At 61.1% G+C, this 15,916-nt stretch carries 12 protein-coding genes, 1 other RNA gene and 1 pseudogene; 4 read left to right on the top strand and 10 right to left on the bottom strand.

All coding sequences use genetic code 11. From position 1 onward, the window contains the following. Nucleotides 1-6: 6 nt before the first annotated feature. On the top strand, nucleotides 7-570 hold the full coding sequence (locus ACZ9DP_RS17150; RefSeq protein WP_476203003.1) for a DinB family protein: 564 nt from the start codon (nucleotides 7-9) through the stop codon (nucleotides 568-570). Here ACZ9DP_RS17150 and ACZ9DP_RS17145 read toward each other — a convergent pair. The 5 genes and pseudogenes from ACZ9DP_RS17145 to ACZ9DP_RS17125 all read right to left on the bottom strand — a co-directional run bounded on the left by ACZ9DP_RS17145 (nucleotide 567) and on the right by ACZ9DP_RS17125 (nucleotide 8,679). Then, nucleotides 567-1,946: a virulence factor family protein gene (locus tag ACZ9DP_RS17145; protein WP_476203002.1), complete on the bottom strand. Its 1,380-nt coding sequence runs from the start codon at nucleotides 1,944-1,946 to the stop codon at nucleotides 567-569. The genes ACZ9DP_RS17150 and ACZ9DP_RS17145 overlap by 4 nt on opposite strands. Continuing rightward, nucleotides 1,943-4,548: pseudogene (gene mprF, locus ACZ9DP_RS17140) on the bottom strand (bifunctional lysylphosphatidylglycerol flippase/synthetase MprF). The gene ACZ9DP_RS17145 and the pseudogene mprF overlap by 4 nt, the downstream one beginning before the upstream one ends. A 251-nt stretch (nucleotides 4,549-4,799) precedes the next feature. Further along, nucleotides 4,800-6,926, bottom strand: a complete 2,127-nt coding sequence (locus tag ACZ9DP_RS17135; RefSeq protein WP_476203000.1) for a mechanosensitive ion channel family protein — start codon at nucleotides 6,924-6,926, stop codon at nucleotides 4,800-4,802. Between the two features lie 119 nt (nucleotides 6,927-7,045). Then, nucleotides 7,046-8,065: a phosphogluconate dehydrogenase (NAD(+)-dependent, decarboxylating) gene (gnd, locus tag ACZ9DP_RS17130; RefSeq protein WP_476202998.1), complete on the bottom strand. Its 1,020-nt coding sequence runs from the start codon at nucleotides 8,063-8,065 to the stop codon at nucleotides 7,046-7,048. Between the two features lie 119 nt (nucleotides 8,066-8,184). After that, on the bottom strand, nucleotides 8,185-8,679 hold the full coding sequence (locus tag ACZ9DP_RS17125; protein ID WP_074069612.1) for an SRPBCC domain-containing protein: 495 nt from the start codon (nucleotides 8,677-8,679) through the stop codon (nucleotides 8,185-8,187). Nucleotides 8,680-8,735: 56 nt separating this feature from the next. Here ACZ9DP_RS17125 and ACZ9DP_RS17120 point away from each other — a divergent pair, with 56 nt between their 5' ends. After that, nucleotides 8,736-9,059, top strand: coding sequence for an ArsR/SmtB family transcription factor (locus tag ACZ9DP_RS17120; protein ID WP_074069613.1), 324 nt, complete (start codon nucleotides 8,736-8,738; stop codon nucleotides 9,057-9,059). 48 nt (nucleotides 9,060-9,107) lie between these two features. On the opposite strand, the gene ACZ9DP_RS17115 is transcribed toward ACZ9DP_RS17120, so the two are convergent. The 5 genes from ACZ9DP_RS17115 to ACZ9DP_RS17095 all read right to left on the bottom strand — a co-directional run bounded on the left by ACZ9DP_RS17115 (nucleotide 9,108) and on the right by ACZ9DP_RS17095 (nucleotide 12,504). Next, nucleotides 9,108-10,301, bottom strand: coding sequence for an MFS transporter (locus ACZ9DP_RS17115; protein WP_239597034.1), 1,194 nt, complete (start codon nucleotides 10,299-10,301; stop codon nucleotides 9,108-9,110). A gap of 136 nt (nucleotides 10,302-10,437) precedes the next feature. Continuing rightward, on the bottom strand, nucleotides 10,438-11,361 hold the full coding sequence (locus tag ACZ9DP_RS17110) for a LysR substrate-binding domain-containing protein (RefSeq protein WP_476202996.1): 924 nt from the start codon (nucleotides 11,359-11,361) through the stop codon (nucleotides 10,438-10,440). Nucleotides 11,362-11,617: 256 nt separating this feature from the next. Then, a non-coding RNA gene (gene ssrS, locus ACZ9DP_RS17105) (6S RNA) lies at nucleotides 11,618-11,776 on the bottom strand. 59 nt (nucleotides 11,777-11,835) lie between these two features. Then, nucleotides 11,836-12,213, bottom strand: a complete 378-nt coding sequence (locus tag ACZ9DP_RS17100; protein WP_039846043.1) for a cell division protein ZapA — start codon at nucleotides 12,211-12,213, stop codon at nucleotides 11,836-11,838. A 15-nt stretch (nucleotides 12,214-12,228) separates the two neighbouring features. Further along, nucleotides 12,229-12,504 (bottom strand): DUF4164 domain-containing protein, encoded by a 276-nt coding sequence (locus ACZ9DP_RS17095; protein WP_022715786.1) that lies wholly within the window; start codon nucleotides 12,502-12,504, stop codon nucleotides 12,229-12,231. 339 nt (nucleotides 12,505-12,843) lie between these two features. Between ACZ9DP_RS17095 and tkt the strand changes: the two genes are divergently transcribed. Together tkt and gap are read left to right on the top strand one after the other, a co-directional pair. Next, nucleotides 12,844-14,817, top strand: a complete 1,974-nt coding sequence (gene tkt / locus ACZ9DP_RS17090; protein WP_476202994.1) for a transketolase — start codon at nucleotides 12,844-12,846, stop codon at nucleotides 14,815-14,817. A gap of 62 nt (nucleotides 14,818-14,879) precedes the next feature. Continuing rightward, nucleotides 14,880-15,890 (top strand): type I glyceraldehyde-3-phosphate dehydrogenase, encoded by a 1,011-nt coding sequence (gene gap, locus ACZ9DP_RS17085; RefSeq protein ID WP_194728154.1) that lies wholly within the window; start codon nucleotides 14,880-14,882, stop codon nucleotides 15,888-15,890. Nucleotides 15,891-15,916 lie beyond the last annotated feature (26 nt).

Raw genomic sequence — 15,916 nt, 5'->3', positions numbered from 1 at the left:
TGCGCCATGCCGAGTTTCGATCCGTGCCGGGTGTTCCGCAAGCTTTCCTATAACAACGCGCTTGCGAACCATCGCCTACTGGCTGCCTGCGCGTCCCTGCATCCGGGGGAGTTCGAGGCGAAGCGCGTGAGCTTCTTTCCCTCGATCAAGTCGACGCTCAACCACATCATCACCGTTGACTGGTTCTATGTCGACGCGCTCGAGGGCGGCACGCTCGGTCCGAAAGCCTGGGAGGTCGAAGAGCCCTTCGATACGGTCGCCTCGCTTGCTGTCGAGCAGCGCAAGGTCGATCAGCGCCTCGTGGCGTTTTGCGAAGCCCTGAGCCCCGAAGGGCTTGCAGCGGTGATCGATCTCCAGCGCGCTGGCCGCCTCCAGAAAGAGCGGGTGGACGACGTGCTGAGCCACCTCTTCCAGCATCAGACGCATCATCGCGGCCAGGTGCATGCGATGCTCGCTGGAACCTGCGTAAAGCCGCCGCAGCTCGACGAGTTTATCGTCGATGACGACGCGAAGTTCCGCAGTGTTGAGATTGCCGCCCTCGGCTGGAGCGAAGAGACGCTGATGCGTTAATCGGCAAGCTGCGCCTTCAGCCGGTCGACGATCGTCTTCGTCAGCAGATCGTAGTTCTCGTCGAAATGGTGATCGCCTGGCAGCTCGACGACGTCGGCGGCGCTATTCTTCAATGCGGGGCAGGCAACCTCGTCGTCGTCGTCCTTGCCGTAGATGCATTGCACAAGCTTGGGGTCGATGGCTTTCAGATCATCGACCGGGTCGCCGGCAGCACCCTCCGTCTTCTGGCCGAGCCAGCCCATGACGGAAATCACATAGTCCACCTCGTGGGAAAGCGAGAGCAGCGACACCTGGGCGATCGCCGCTTTGTCTGCGGCTTTGAGCCTGTTGTAGGTGGCGGGCACGATATCGGCACCGAAAGAGTACCCGATCAGAAGAACGTGCTTCACCTTCCATTGCTTGCGATAGAATTCGATAATCTTCGCCAGGTCGTCGGCCGTCTCCTGGGGCTGGCGCTCTGACCAGAAATAGTGAAGTGAGTCGACACCGATGACGGGAATGCCCTCTTTCTGCAGCGCCGCACCGACTTCTTTGTCGATATCGCGCCAGCCGCCGTCGCCGGAATAGATGATGGCCATGGTGTTCATGGACGGCTTGGCCTCGAGCACGGCAAGCGGCAATCCGAGCGGATTGTCCGCGCTTCCAGAAGCGGCGATCAGGTCGTCCAGAGTGTCAGAAAGCGCCGTTTCGGCATCATCCCCGACATCGCGGATCTCAATTTCCGGATGATCCTTCTTCAGCGCCTCGGCATGCGCACGCCCATCATTTGTTGCAGCGGACGTGAAGGCAGCAGTGATGGGGTTCGGAAGGCTGCCATCGGCGAGGCCGTAGACCATCCGGTCGTCCACCGTCTTTTTCGATGCCGGTGTGCAGAGCTGTTGGGTCAGCGGAATGCCGGCAACCGGATCCACGACCAGCGTTTGGCCGATCGTCGCATCCGGCGTCTGCGCAGCAATCGCCAGCGCCAATGCGCCGCCCTCGCTGATACCGGCGATGATCGGCAGATGATAGGCGCTGTTGCCGGCAGCCCGCTGCACCTGCTGGCTGAGCGACTCGATGTCGGAAACCAGATAGATGCAGCCGTCATTCTCGCTGACGTCATATTTGCGCAGGGCATCCATATAGGTCGGGAAGTCGACACCGATTACGACGGCTCCCTCCTGCACCAATCTGTCGGCCTCCGCCTTTTCCTTGTCACCCCAGCCAGCGCCATCCGAAATCAGCATCACCGCGCCCTTGACATCGCCGTCCGGCAAAAAGATGTGCGGTGAAGGAATAAGCCCGGTTTCAAAGCGTTGCGTGGTTTCCTCGGCAGCGACGGCCGGGGCCGTCAGCGCGAAAGCGCACACGGCCGAGAGGAGATATCTTCTGATCATTTCCTGACAACTCCCTTCAATCCGCCGCCGATGAGAAGTGTTGCGTCCATCAACGCGATCATCGGATTGCCCCCTCCTGAAACCGCAAGATAGCGCGGCTGCCAGTGCGGATGAAACTTTGATTTGAATGCCCGAAGGCCTTTGAAATTGTAAAAGCGCTCGCCGTGTTCGAAGACCGTGCTGCCGATCCGGTCCCAGACCGGTGCCGTCTCGCGCTTGGACATGCCGGAAAGCGGCGCCATGCCAAGGTTGAAGTGCGTATAGCCTTCGCCTCGCAGATATTCCATGATCCGCACGAAGAGGAAGTCCATCGATCCCTTGGGCGCCTCCGGCGAAAAGCGCATGAGGTCAATCGTAGCTTCCGACTTCGTTTCGGTGACGAGGATATTGGCAAAGGCAACGATCCTACCGTCCTTCTTCAAAACGCCGACAGGCTGGACGCTGACGTAATCCGCCTCGAAGGCGCCGAGCGAGAAGCCTTTCTCCTTGGCGTTGTGATGTTCGAGCCAGGCGTTGGAAACCGCAGAGAGCTCGTCGATGACACCCGTTACCTCTTCGGGCGCGGGATGACTTCGAATTCCAGCCCGTCGCGCTGCGCGCGCGCCGCCGTCTGCCGCAGGTTTGCCCATTTGCCGCCCTTCATTTCGAAATCCGTCAGATCGGCAACGGCCAGTTCGCCGAGCTTGAACGCACGCAGGCCCGCATCGGCGCAGTGGGAGAGAAGTGCTGGAGAAATCTGATAGAACACGGCCCGGCAACCGGCAGCGCGCGCCGCCTCGACGAAGCGCCACACGAGTTCCGGCCTCGCGTGCTTTGCCCCGATGGGATCAAAGAGTGCGATCCAGGATCGCCCCTGCCGGCCATACATGATGAAGGCATCGCCCTCCTCGGAAAACATGATGCTCTTGTCGCCCATGCGCACGAGATTGGCATCGGCATCATTCTGCGTCCTGACGATCTCGACCGCGCGCCGGAGCGCCTCCTCCGTCGCAGGCTCCGGCTTGAACGCGGCGGGGCGCAGCAGGCTGAAGATCGCGATTGCCGACGAAATGATCGTGAGGCCGAGAACGGCACGCAGCCCGCGCGGCGCCTCGCCGGCGAATTCGAACTGCCACCAGAGCTCGTTGCTGTATTCCACATCGCGGTAGACGAAGAGCAGGATGACGACCGCGCCCACGCAGATCACTGCAATCGCCGTCATCCATGATGCCGTCAGCGTTTGGTTAAGCAGTGAGGCATGACGGGTGAAGAGCCGGCGGCTGACAAAGAGGCTGGAGATAAGGAAGGCAAGGAACACCGCTTCGACAAGCGCTACGGCCTTGAGCAGCGAAAGCGCTAGCGCAGCAACAGCAGCGATAACCGCCACCAGCCAGGCGCCATCGAGCCGCTGGCCAAGACCGCGCGCGGCAACGAGTAGCGCCAGACCCATCAGGCTGGAGAGGAAATGCGCTCCTTCAACGATCGGCAGCGGCAGATAGCTGGCGAGGAATTCCAGGTTCTGGTCCGGCGTCGGCGTGACGCTCGAAAAGATCAGCATGACGCCGAGCAGCAGCGTCAACGCCGAAAGCAACTGCGGCGTCAGCCGTGCGCCGATGCGCCGGATGCTGGAAGCCGCCGGATGATCGACGAAGCGCCGAAATTCGGTTGCCGACACTGCGAGCACGGCGATCAGAAGCGGCAGCACATGATAGATCAGCCGGTAAAGGACCAGCGAGCCGAGAACCGCGTCGATATTCACCGCGCTGCCGAGCGAAGCGATGATGACCGTCTCGAAAACACCGAGACCCGCCGGAACATGGCTCAGCACCCCGAGCCCGACAGCAATCGCATAGACGGCAAGGAACACCGGCCAAGCGATCGCCGTTTGCGGCAGCAGAACATAAAGAACCGTGGCTGAAGCCGCGATGTCGAAGGCGGTCACCAGGAACTGGCGCGACCATGTGCGCGAATCCGGCAGGCGGATTGCGATCGGACCGATGTGCATCGCCCGACCGTCGCGTCCAAGCACGAGAAGCGCGCCAAGAGCCGCGATGATCACGCCCGCGGCCAGCCGGAGCAGCAATGCGCTCGTTCCCACCAGAGGTGCGATTTCATTCGCGATGATCATCAGTGCGATCGATGCGACCCCTGCCAGGCCAAGCCCGAAGGACAGCGTGACGAACGCAATGACGCGGCCGATATCTTCCGGCGTCAGGCCGAGACGCGAATAGGCGCGATAGCGGATCGCCCCGCCGCTCAACGCGCCGAAGCCCGCCGTGTTGCCGACCGCATAAGCGCTGAAAGCCGTCAGGGCTACATGCGGAAATGGCAGCCTCTTGCCGATGTAGTCGATGGCATTGAGATCGTAAACGATGAGCGCCAGGAAGCTCAATCCGGTAAAGAGAAGCGCAAGCAGGATGGCGCTGGGGCGCGTATTGGAGAGCGCTGCGACGACGTCCTCGTAGCGCACCTCATCGGTTAGCTGGACGACGGCATATCCGACGATGCAGAAAACAAGAAGCGTGGCGAGCGCCACCAGGTGGGGCCGATAGCGCCGCAGGAACCCGCGCGCAACCCGGCTCTCCGCGACTTCGATCTCTTCCAAGCTGCCGTCACTCGCCATCTCTACCTGCCGCTTTGCCGTCTGGCGGATCATTCCGGTAGACGAAGCATACGCGGCATTCAAGCTCTGCGAGCTAATACCGGACGATACCCCACCGCCGTCATTTGCGTCTCACTCGGCTTGAATTGGGGCAGAATTAGCGCCGTCAAACGCAATGGAACATTGCATTTTCGTAAGGTTTGACAATCCAAGAACAAGATCAGCCAAGGCCTGCGTTCGTGCGGCACTGTCCGACACAAGCCTCGGAATTTTCAGCTCGCGGCCTCGCTCGCTGTATCCGGCTTTTGTGTCACATGGCGCGCCGCCGCCGCACGCGCCTCGGCCTCGCGCCCCTCGCCGGCGACCTGTACGGTAGGCACCGCGAATTCAATGCCGTTCTCCTTGAAGGCATTGCGGATCATCGCCAGTGCGTTGCGGCGGATGACGAATTGCTCGCCTGGCTTGGTCATCATCGACAGCCGGAGCTCAATCGCGAATTCGCCGAATTGCTCGACGCCCTTCATCTTCAGCGTCTCGATGATATGCGGCCCGAATTCGGGATTCTCGAGCAATTGCTGTCCGATCTGCTTGATTACCTTCTTCGCTTTCACGAGGTCAGTATCGTAGGTCACGTTGAGACTGATCTTGTCGATCGTCCAGTCGCGGTTGAGGTTCTTGACTGCGCCGAGCTCGCCGAAGGGCACGGTCGTCAGCGGTCCGCGGTGATGGCGGAGTTTCACTGAGCGCAGGCTGAAGGCCTCGACCACGCCCTTGTGGCTGCCGCTCTCGATATATTCGCCGATGCGGAAGGCATCGTCCCACAGATAGAACATGCCACTGATGACATCCTTGACGATCGCTTGCGCTCCAAAACCCACCGCAACGCCGACGACGCCGGCACCGGCGATCAAGGGCGCGATCTGGATGCTGAGACCGGCGAGCACCATCAAGACGGCGATAACGGCGATAACGACAGCAAGGATGTTACGAAAAATCGGCAGCAGGGTCTGCAACCGCGCGCGCCTCGCCTTTTCCTCATCCGTGGCGCCATCGGCAAGCGGGGCATCGGCAAGCTTGCTGTTGATAAAGGCCTTCACGAGATGCCAGAGCAGATCGGCTGCAAGTAGAATGACGACACCGCCGATGACGCCGCGAGCGATGCGATCCACCATCGTCTCCCCGGCGGCCATCGTATCGGCTCCGACGCCAATCATGCGCCCCAGCCAGACAGCTGCCAACGCGATGATGACCGCCCTGACGCCGCGGTCAAGCAACACTGCTGCCATGCTGCGCTTTGCAAGGAAGCCCGCTTCAGCCTGATGCAGCGCACGGACAGAAATCGTGGCGATGGCGAGCACTTTCGGCAATATCAGCGCGTAGATGCCGAGCCAAAGCAACCCGGCGAAGCCGGTGACCCACAGCACCCAAAGCAACACGAAATAAAGCGTCAACGCCCAGGATGTCGTAGGACTGCGGCGTGCACCGTCTGCCGGTCGCGACCAAACAGCCTCGGTGGCAATCAGAAACAATCCGATACCAAGAACATAGGCAACGAAATAGCGCGATGCACTGGAAAAGCCGAGCGGCGCCAATACCTGGATGACGGCCCATCCGAAGGCGAAATAGATGACGAAAACCGCCGAGCGCCGGAACCAGAAAAGCGCTTCGGCGCGAGAGACCTCGCGTTCACCATCGGCCCTTGGAAGCGTCACCAAAGCAACCAGCAGCCGTCCAAGCGAAATAACAAAGCGTGCGGCCACCAGCGCAATCGTCACGGCGATCGCCATCGACTGACTGACCGGCGGCCAGTTCAACACAAGAAGCGCTATGAGAGTTGCAATCATGAAGACGATAGCAGGTACGAGGCGATAGAACAGATTGACCCCTGCCTGATAAAGCCCCGCCGGCTCCTCGGCATCCACGCGCCGAATGCGCGGGCGCGGCGCAACCGCACGGAAAAGCAATTCAGCCAGGGGACCTGCAAGGAAAAGAGCCAGCGTCTGAACCAGAATCCGGCCGACGCCTACGGGCTCCACCTCCCGGTCGACAATATCGGATGCGCTTGAGACCTCGTCCGGCAGGGCCATTGGAGCTTGCGACACCATCTCGACATGACGGCGTACGTGCCCGAGCAAATCCGAAAGCGCGGACATCTGCTCTTCGGGCGCGGCGGCGGCTGGAGCAGATGGTGCCGCATTCGTCTGCGCCGACATCCATTTCTGGACTTCGGGGGCCTGCATCAGTTCCATTATCTGGCGCACTTTGTCCGGCGGCGGCCCGGCCGGATCCGCAGCAGGTGCTGGCGTTTGCCCACTCGTCGCGCCGCAAAGGGCCGTCAAAATCACCAAAGAGAGAAGAAACGCCCAAAGACCGCGCCCCACGAACCTTGAACCCGACATGATGCCGCCCCTTTGGTGTGATCCCGCAACAACCATATCGCGTGCACGGCCATAGGCAATGGCCCATGAAAACGCCCGCAACCGGGGATGCAGGCTTGTAACGCTTGGGGCTTGGGGCCTCAGGCTTTCGGCTTTTCCACATGGCCGCCGAAGCCGGCGCGCATGGCGGAAAGCACCTTGTTGGCGAACTCATCATTGTCGCGCGAGGAAAAACGGCCATAAAGCGCAGCGCTCAGCACCGGCGTCGGCACGCTTTCGTCGATAGCTGCCATGATCGTCCAGCGGCCCTCGCCGGAGTCTGAAACGCGGCCCGCAAATTCCATCAGCGCCGGATCGGCATGCAGCGCGTCCGAGGTCAAATCAAGCAGCCACGAGGTGATGACGCTGCCGCGCCGCCATACTTCGGCGACATCCTGCAGGTTGAAATCGTAGCGGTAGTGTTCCGGGTGGGAGAGAGGCGCGGTTTCGGCGTCCGATTCTTGCGCCGCCGCACCGATATTCGCGCGCTTGAGGATGTTCAGCCCCTCTGCATAAGCGGCCATCAGGCCGTATTCGATGCCGTTGTGAACCATCTTGACGAAATGGCCCGCGCCGTGAGCACCGCAATGCAGATAGCCCTGCTCCGCCGTGCTGTTCGGGTCAGGCTCGCGGTTTGCCGACGGCGGCGTGGTGCCGGCGCCAGGGGCCAGCGAGGCGAAGATCGGCGAAAGGCTCTGCACGATGCCCTTTTCGCCGCCGATCATCAGGCAATAGCCGCGCTCCAGACCGAAGACGCCGCCGCTGGTGCCCACATCGACATAGTGGATGCCCTTGGTGATCAGCTCGGCGCCGCGGCGGATATCGTCGTGATAATAAGAATTGCCGCCATCGATGATGATATCGTCGTCGTGCAGCAGCGGCACGAGCTGCGCAATCACCTTGTCGGTGATGGCCGCCGGCAGCATCAGCCAGACGGCGCGCGGGCGGGAAAGCTTCGAGACGAACTCCTCGAGAGAGGCGCTGCCGACCGCGCCTTTTGCGACGAGATCGGCGACGCTCGCCGGCTTCGTGTCATAGACGACGCATTCATGGCCGTCGCGCATCAAGCGCTGGACCATATAATTGCCCATACGGCCCAAACCCACCATGCCAAGCTGCATCTGAAATCTCCTGGAATGTACTCAATACAATAAGTCCGGAAACTAGCACTCACAGTGCAGCAGGCAAGCGAAGTCTCATCACATTAAGGCGAAGCCGGCTCCCATGATGGCTGGTATTGTCATTTGAGCGCCTCGTAGTCTGGAGCCTCCGCAGGCTCGCCGCGCATCTCGCTGAGGAACATGCCCTCGCGAAGATTGATGCCGTATTCGACGAAGGCCTTCATGCAGCAGAGCATGTTGGCCCAGCCCTCGCAGTTGAGGTAGGTGCCGCGCCGGCCGGCCTCGTCTTCCTGCCAGCCATTCTCGGAGATCGTCACCATCGTTCCGCCGTCCTCCAGCGGATCGAATTTCATCTCGACCGTCGTTTTGTAGCGAACCTTGTTCTCGTCCGTGCCACCGTCCCAGCGCAGCAAGATCAGGCGCTCCGGAACGAGATCGACCACTTCGACCGGCGAATCCTTCCACCAGGTTACCGTCGTACCCTTGACGAGCGGTGCGCTCGCCCCGCCGATGGTCGTGAAATAGCTCGAGAGCTTCTTCGGATTGACCACCGCATCGAAAACTTCTGCGACCGGACGTCCGATCCGTCCGCCGACACGAATACTGAGGGACATTGCACTTCCTCCTCTTTTCGATTGTGATAAACGCCATTATGTTATAAAAACATAACATGTCAAGCGAATCGGATAACGACCCTGTTTTCAAGGCACTGGCCCACTTTCGGCGCCGTGAAATTCTCGACATTCTGAAAGACGGTCCGCGCACCACCGGCATGCTCTGCGAAACCTTCGCAGACATGGATCGCTGCACAGTCATGCAGCATCTGAAGGTTCTCGAAGAAGCCGACCTCGTTGTCCCGAAGAAGGAGGGCCGCGAGCGCTGGAACCACCTCAACAGCCTGCCGATCAAGCATATCTACGACCGCTGGATCAGTACTTATGCGGGGCATGCACTATCGATACTCGACAGACTGAAGGGCGATCTGGAGGGATAAACTCAAAACGAAACGGGCGCCGAAGCGCCCGTTTTGTTAAGGACCAGTTCAAGCGGCCTTGCGCAAAGGCGCGGCAAGCGGCGCAGAGCGGCGGTCGAGCGCACCGCTCGTGAGGGTGAGGACAAGAGCCGCGGCAACGAGGATCGCGCCGACCCAAGGCGTGGCGGCGAGCCCGAGCGAGGATTCGACGACCAACCCGCCGATCCAGGCGCCCGCCGCGATCCCGAGGTTGAAGGCAGCAATGTTGAGCGCCGAAGCAACATCGACGGCGGCCGGACGGACCTGCCTTGCCAGTTGCACGACATAGAGCTGCAGGCCCGGCACGTTTGCAAAGGAGAGAAAACCGAGCGCAGCCAGCGTCGGGATCGCAAGCCATGGCGAAACAGCCGTGAAGCTGAAGAGAACAAGCACGATCGCCTGGGCGATGAAGAGCCCGGTCAGCGCCCTCACCGGATCACGATTGGCAATCCGCCCGCCGATGATGTTGCCGATGGCGATCGCGATACCGTAAAGCACGAGGATCAGGCTGACGGCAGACGCTGAAAAGCCGGTGATCTCCTGCAGGATCGACGCAAGAAAGGTGAAGGCGACGAACGTGCCGCCATAACCGAGCGCGGTGGTGGCAAAGACGATCAGCAACCGGCCGCTGCCAAGCACGCGAACCTGATCCTTGATGCTCGCGGGCGGCGCCTTCGCGAGGTTGGAAGGAAGCAGGAGCGCAATACCGGCAAAGGCCACGACGCCGAGCCCCGCGACGGCGGCAAAGGTCGCCCGCCAGCCGAATGTCTGGCCGATGAAAGTGCCAAGCGGCACGCCGGTCACGATCGCGACAGTCAGTCCCATGAACATCATGGCAATGGCCGAGGCGCGGCGGTTCTCCGGCACGAGATCGGCGGCGATCGTCGAACCGACGGAGAAAAATACGCCATGGGCGAAAGCCGAGAGCACGCGCGCAACCAAGAGCGGTGTGTAACCGGGGCTGAACGCCGCCATGGCATTGCCGATGATGAAGAGCGTCATGAGCCCGAGCAGCAGCGGTTTTCGGGCGATCCGGCCGGTCAGCGCCGTCAGGATCGGCGCGCCGAAAGTCACGCCGAGCGCATAGACGCTGACAATGAGACCTGCGAGAGGCAAAGTGATGTGGAGATCATTGGCAACGGTCGGCAGCAGGCCGACGATGACGAATTCCGTGGTACCGATCGCATAGGCGGCGATCGTCAAGGCAAAAAGAGCAAGTGGCATGAGATGACCCGTGATGATGTGCCCAAAGTTCGGGCGCAGGTTATTGTTCGGGTCCAAATATGGATGCGCGGCACCGCGTCGATAATCCGGTGGAGCGGCCCAGCACTTGTGAATTGAATTCAAGATATGCGGCTACTTAAGAATGCTCCGTCTCGCTGACAAGCCATTTCCGAAAGAGCGCCAACGACGACCTTTCCAGGGCGCCGGGGGGATAAAGCATCGCGTAGTTCAGGGCTGCAGGCTGGCGTTCGACGAAACAGCGCGCAAGTCTTCCGGCGGCAATATGCTCGGCAACCAGAGAACTGCGCACCAGCGCAAAACCCTGTCCCCTGCCGCAAGCTTGCAGCATCTCCTCGAAGGTATCGAAGACCGGCGCTTCATCGACCGCTCTTGCGATGTCGAACCCGGCAAGCGGCTCGACGTTCGGATCGTCTCGGACAGTCACCTGTTCGTACCATCGCTGCCAGTCGAGCACAGTGTGCCGCATGCCGCGATAGATCAACAACGGCGCGGCGCGAATGGCACCACGCCTTGGAAGCCTGCTTGAGAGAGTCGGCGCGCAGACGACGAATTCCTCGTCGAGCAGAAGCGGCTCCGTTACAAGGTCCGGGCCGCCATGACCAAGCCAGATCGCCAAATCGACACTCGAAAAATCCGGTCGCTGATAGCCGACGGCGGTGCGGACTTCGATTTTCGGATAGCGGCGGCAGAAAGCCTCGAGACGCGGAGCAAGCCATTGGCTTGAAAATTCAGGTGTCGTCGCGATCGTCAGCGACGGACTGGCGCTTGCCTCCCGTGCCTGATGCAAAGCACTTTCAAGTAAAGCAAGCGCGCTCGCAATCTCGGGATGAAGCCTGAGACCAAGCGGTGAAAGCCGGGCGCCGTGCCGCCCGCGATCGAAGAGCCGGCCGCCCATCCAGCCTTCCAGTTGTGCGATCTGATGGCTGACGGCTGTCTGTGTCAGCCCCAGCCGCCCCGCGGCACGCCCAAAGCCTCCTGTCTCCGCAATAGCGCAGAAGGCCTGCAGGGTCGAAAGCGGCGGCAACGGACGATCTGTCATGAAAATCTCTCATGATAAGAACAGTCGAGTTTCATTATACCGCGGGGCAAAGCAAGAATAAATTGACCACATGGGAGATAGGCCATGAGGATTTCGATAAAAATTCTGAATGCATTGCTGCCGTTTAGCGGCCTCGCCGCTCCAGCGCAGCGGCAAAGATCCACAGCCCCGCCGCAGCCGGCAACCGCACTGAACGCGCATATGCAGAGAGATATCGGAATAGACGAGGGGCGTAACCCTGCCGCCGAAAAATGAAGTGCGATCCGCGGCAGCCGATGGAGATTTACGATCCTGGGCGCCTACAAACGTAGGTGGGCACCGTGTGTCCAGGCCCACGAGCCTGGTCAGGGACAGCTCCCTTTGGATCGAGTATGGCCCCAGGGATTGTGGTTCCTGTCGAGAGGCGCAGATCGCAGCACGATATATAAGGCCGTTCACGAAGCTGCGCCAGAGGGACATGCATGCTGCGAAAATTTAATTGAGCTCGGCAGGCGCCCGGCCGTTGAGCTTGTCGGTGAGGCCGCGAATGCGGCTCGTCACCTCTCCGAGCACTTCGGCGAGGCTTTCCTCCGTCCGCGCGGTCGCAGCGAGAACGGTGTCTCGATTGCCGCGCAGCGTTTCGAGCTCGGCTTCCAGCTCACCCACGCGGCGGCTCAGCTCGGAAATTTCGTCCATCACCATGATCCCGGCCATGACGGTGATCCTCAGATCGCCGATTTCGCCGAACTGACCCTTGAGATGGCCGACATAGCGGTCGAAGCGGTTGGCGAGGTCGGTCAGATGGTCTTCTTGTCCTTCCTCGCAGGCCATTCGATAGGCCTTCCCGTCAATCGTTACCGTCACCTGTGCCATGTCACTGTCTTTCCATTAGCGGTCCAGAACCGCGCGGATCGTCTCCATCGCCGTTACCAGCCGCCGCGAAACCTCGCGGTTGACCTCTTCCAGCCGGTTGGCACGGAATTCTGCCTGGTCGAGTTCCTGCGCGAGTTTGGAGCGATCGGCATGCACGCGGCGAACCTCGCCCTCGATGTCGCCCTGCTCGCGCTGGCGTTCGATTCGCATATCCACGGCGTTTTCCAAGCCGGAAATCGCCTGTTTCAGCTCGTTGAGGGCCGCTTCCATGGATTTGCCTGTGGGCGTCATGTCGCTGTCCGGTTCTCCCGCGCAAGACCTCTCGAATCGGCAGGCCTTGCCGGTCCAGTGATTTCAACAGGATATGCAGCTAGCCGACGGCGCGTCAATAAAAGCCGTACCGGCGCATAGGCCCTATTCTGTGGATGACTGAAATACACGCACCTGAAGCAGCGGATTCGTCTTTTGCACAACTCAACGATCAAATGTCAAAAATCGTCGCACCCGGCCCGGATATGGCCCGCAATTTATTGACTTGGCCGTTCCAACTGCTATGTCTCACCCGCTTTCATCGATGGCCTTCAGAAGGCTCGAGGCCATCTCCCGACACCGGAACCCCGTGGAAAAGCCATGACCTCTCCCGAACAACATGACCGGATGGCGAATGCGATCCGTTTTCTCTCCATGGATGCCGTCGAAAAGGCAAATTCGGGCCATCCGGGCCTGCCGATGGGCATGGCGGATGTCGCCACCGTTCTCTTTACGAAATACCTGAACTTCGATCCCAAGCAGCCGCACTGGCCGAACCGCGACCGCTTCGTGCTGTCGGCCGGTCATGGCTCCATGCTGCTTTATTCGCTGCTTTATCTGACCGGTTATCCGGACATGTCGATCGAGGACATCAAGAATTTCCGCCAGCTCGGCTATAAGACAGCCGGCCATCCGGAATACGGCCATGCGACCGGTATCGAAACCACCACCGGCCCGCTCGGCCAGGGCATCGCGAATTCGGTCGGCATGGCGATCGCCGAGCGCAAGCTGCGCGAGGAGTTCGGCCGCGACCTGCTCGACCACTACACCTATGTGATCGCCGGCGACGGCTGCCTCATGGAAGGCGTCAGCCAGGAAGCCATCGCGCTCGCCGGCCACCTGAAGCTCAACAAGCTCATCGTCTTCTGGGACAACAATTCGATCACCATCGACGGCGCCGTATCGCTGTCGGATTCGACCGACCAGGTCGCGCGCTTTAAGGCAGCGCACTGGAACACGATCGAAGTCGATGGTCATGACCAGGCTGCCGTTGCCGCCGCTATCGAAGCCGCGCAGAAATCCGACCGTCCGACACTGATCGCCTGCAAGACGATCATCGGCTTCGGCGCGCCGAACAAGCAGGGCACCCACAAGGTGCACGGCAACCCGCTCGGCGCAGATGAAATCGCTGCTACCCGCGAGGCGCTGAACTGGGACGCCGAAGCCTTCACCGTCCCGGCCGACATTCTGGAAGCCTGGCGCAAGGCGGGCACCCGTTCTGCCGAAACCATCACGGCCTGGGAGGGCCGCCTCGCTGCCTCCGACAAGAAGGCCGAGTTCACCCGCCGCTTTGCCGGCGAATTGCCGCCCGGCTTCGATGCAGCGATCAGCGAATACAAGAAGAAGCTTGCCGAAACCAAGCCGACGGTCGCGACCCGCAAGGCTTCGGAAGATGCGCTCGAAGTTATCAACGGCTTCCTGCCAGAAACGCTCGGCGGCTCCGCCGACCTGACGCCCTCGAACAACACCAAGACCAGCCAGATGAAGTCGATTACCCCGACCGACTTCTCCGGCCGCTACATGCATTACGGCATCCGCGAACACGGCATGGCGGCCGCCATGAACGGCATCTCGCTGCACGGCGGCCTGATCCCCTACGGCGGCGGCTTCCTGATCTTCTCGGATTATTGCCGCCCGCCGATCCGCCTCGCCTCGCTGATGGGCATCCGCGTCATCCACGTGCTGACGCATGACTCGATCGGCCTCGGGGAAGACGGCCCGACGCACCAGCCGGTCGAACAGCTCGCCGCACTGCGCGCCGTTCCGAACCTGATGATCTTCCGCCCTGCTGATGCCACCGAAACCGCCGAATGCTGGCAGATCGCCATCACGACGCCAAACCGTCCGTCGGGCCTGGCGCTCACCCGCCAGAACCTCTCGGCCGTGCGCACCGAATACAGCGAGAAGAACCTCTCGGCTAAGGGCGCCTACACGCTCGCCGGCTCCGATGATGCCAAGGTCACGATCTTCGCATCGGGCTCCGAGGTCGAGATCGCCATCGCCGCTCGCACCACGCTGGAAGGCAAGGGCATTTCCACCCGCGTCGTCTCCGTTCCCTGCACCGAACTCTTCTTCGAGCAGCCGGAAGCCTACCGCAATGCGGTCCTCGGCAAGTCGCCGGTCAAGATCGCCGTCGAAGCCGCCGTCCGCGAAGGCTGGGACGCCTTTATCGGCCCGGAAGGCACCTTTATCGGCATGAAGAGCTTCGGCGCCTCCGGCCCATACAAGGAACTCTACAAGCATTTCGGCATCACGGCGGAAGCCGTCGTCGCCGCAGCAGAAGCCAAGCTCTAAAGGGGGAGCGTTCCGGCGCTCTCCACTCATCCGCAAGCCCCATATCTAGGGAGTGAATGCAAATGACTGTAAAGGTTGCCATCAATGGCTTTGGCCGCATCGGCCGCAATGTTCTCCGCGCGATCGTCGAATCTGGCCGCACTGACATCGAGGTGGTCGCAATCAACGACCTCGGCCCTGTCGAAACCAATGCCCACCTGCTGCGCTATGATTCGATCCACGGCCGCTTCCCCGCAGCCGTCAAGGTCGAAGGCGACACGATCATCGTCGCCAATGGCAAGCCGATCAAGGTGACGGCGATCAAGGACCCGGCGACGCTGCCGCACCGGGAACTCGGCGTCGACATCGCGATGGAATGCACCGGCATCTTCACCGCGCGCGACAAGGCCGCGGCCCACCTCACCGCCGGCGCCAAGCGCGTCCTCATCTCGGCGCCTGCCGACGGCGCTGACCTCACCGTCGTCTACGGCGTCAACCACGACCAGCTCACCAAGGAGCACATGGTCATCTCCAACGCATCCTGCACGACGAACTGCCTGGTTCCGGTCGTCAAGGTGCTGAACGACGCCGTCGGCATCGACCACGGCTTCATGACGACCATCCACTCCTACACCAACGACCAGCCGTCGCTCGACCAGATGCACAAGGATCTGTACCGCGCCCGCGCTGCCGCACTCTCGATGATCCCGACCTCGACCGGTGCGGCAAAAGCCGTCGGCCTCGTCCTGCCGGAACTGAAGGGTAAACTCGACGGCACGTCGATCCGCGTCCCGACCCCGAACGTCTCCGTCGTCGACTTCAAGTTCGTCGCCAAGAAGGCAACCACGGTTCAGGAAATCAACGAAGCCATCAAGACTGCCGCCAACGGCAAGCTGAAGGGCGTTCTCGGCTACACCGAGGAGCCGCTGGTTTCCCGCGACTTCAACCACGACAGCCAATCCTCGATCTTGGCAATCGACCAGACCAAGGTCATGGAAGGCAATTTCGTCCGAATCCTCACTTGGTACGACAACGAGTGGGGCTTCTCCAACCGCATGGCCGACACGGCCGTTGCGTTTGCGAAACTCATCTAAGTTTTGCGAAGCGGATTAGGAAGGCG

The organism is Rhizobium sp. USDA 4016, assembly GCF_056279705.1.
The sequence above is the reverse complement of the archived record's forward strand: the minus strand, read 5'-3'. Positions and strand labels throughout refer to the sequence as shown.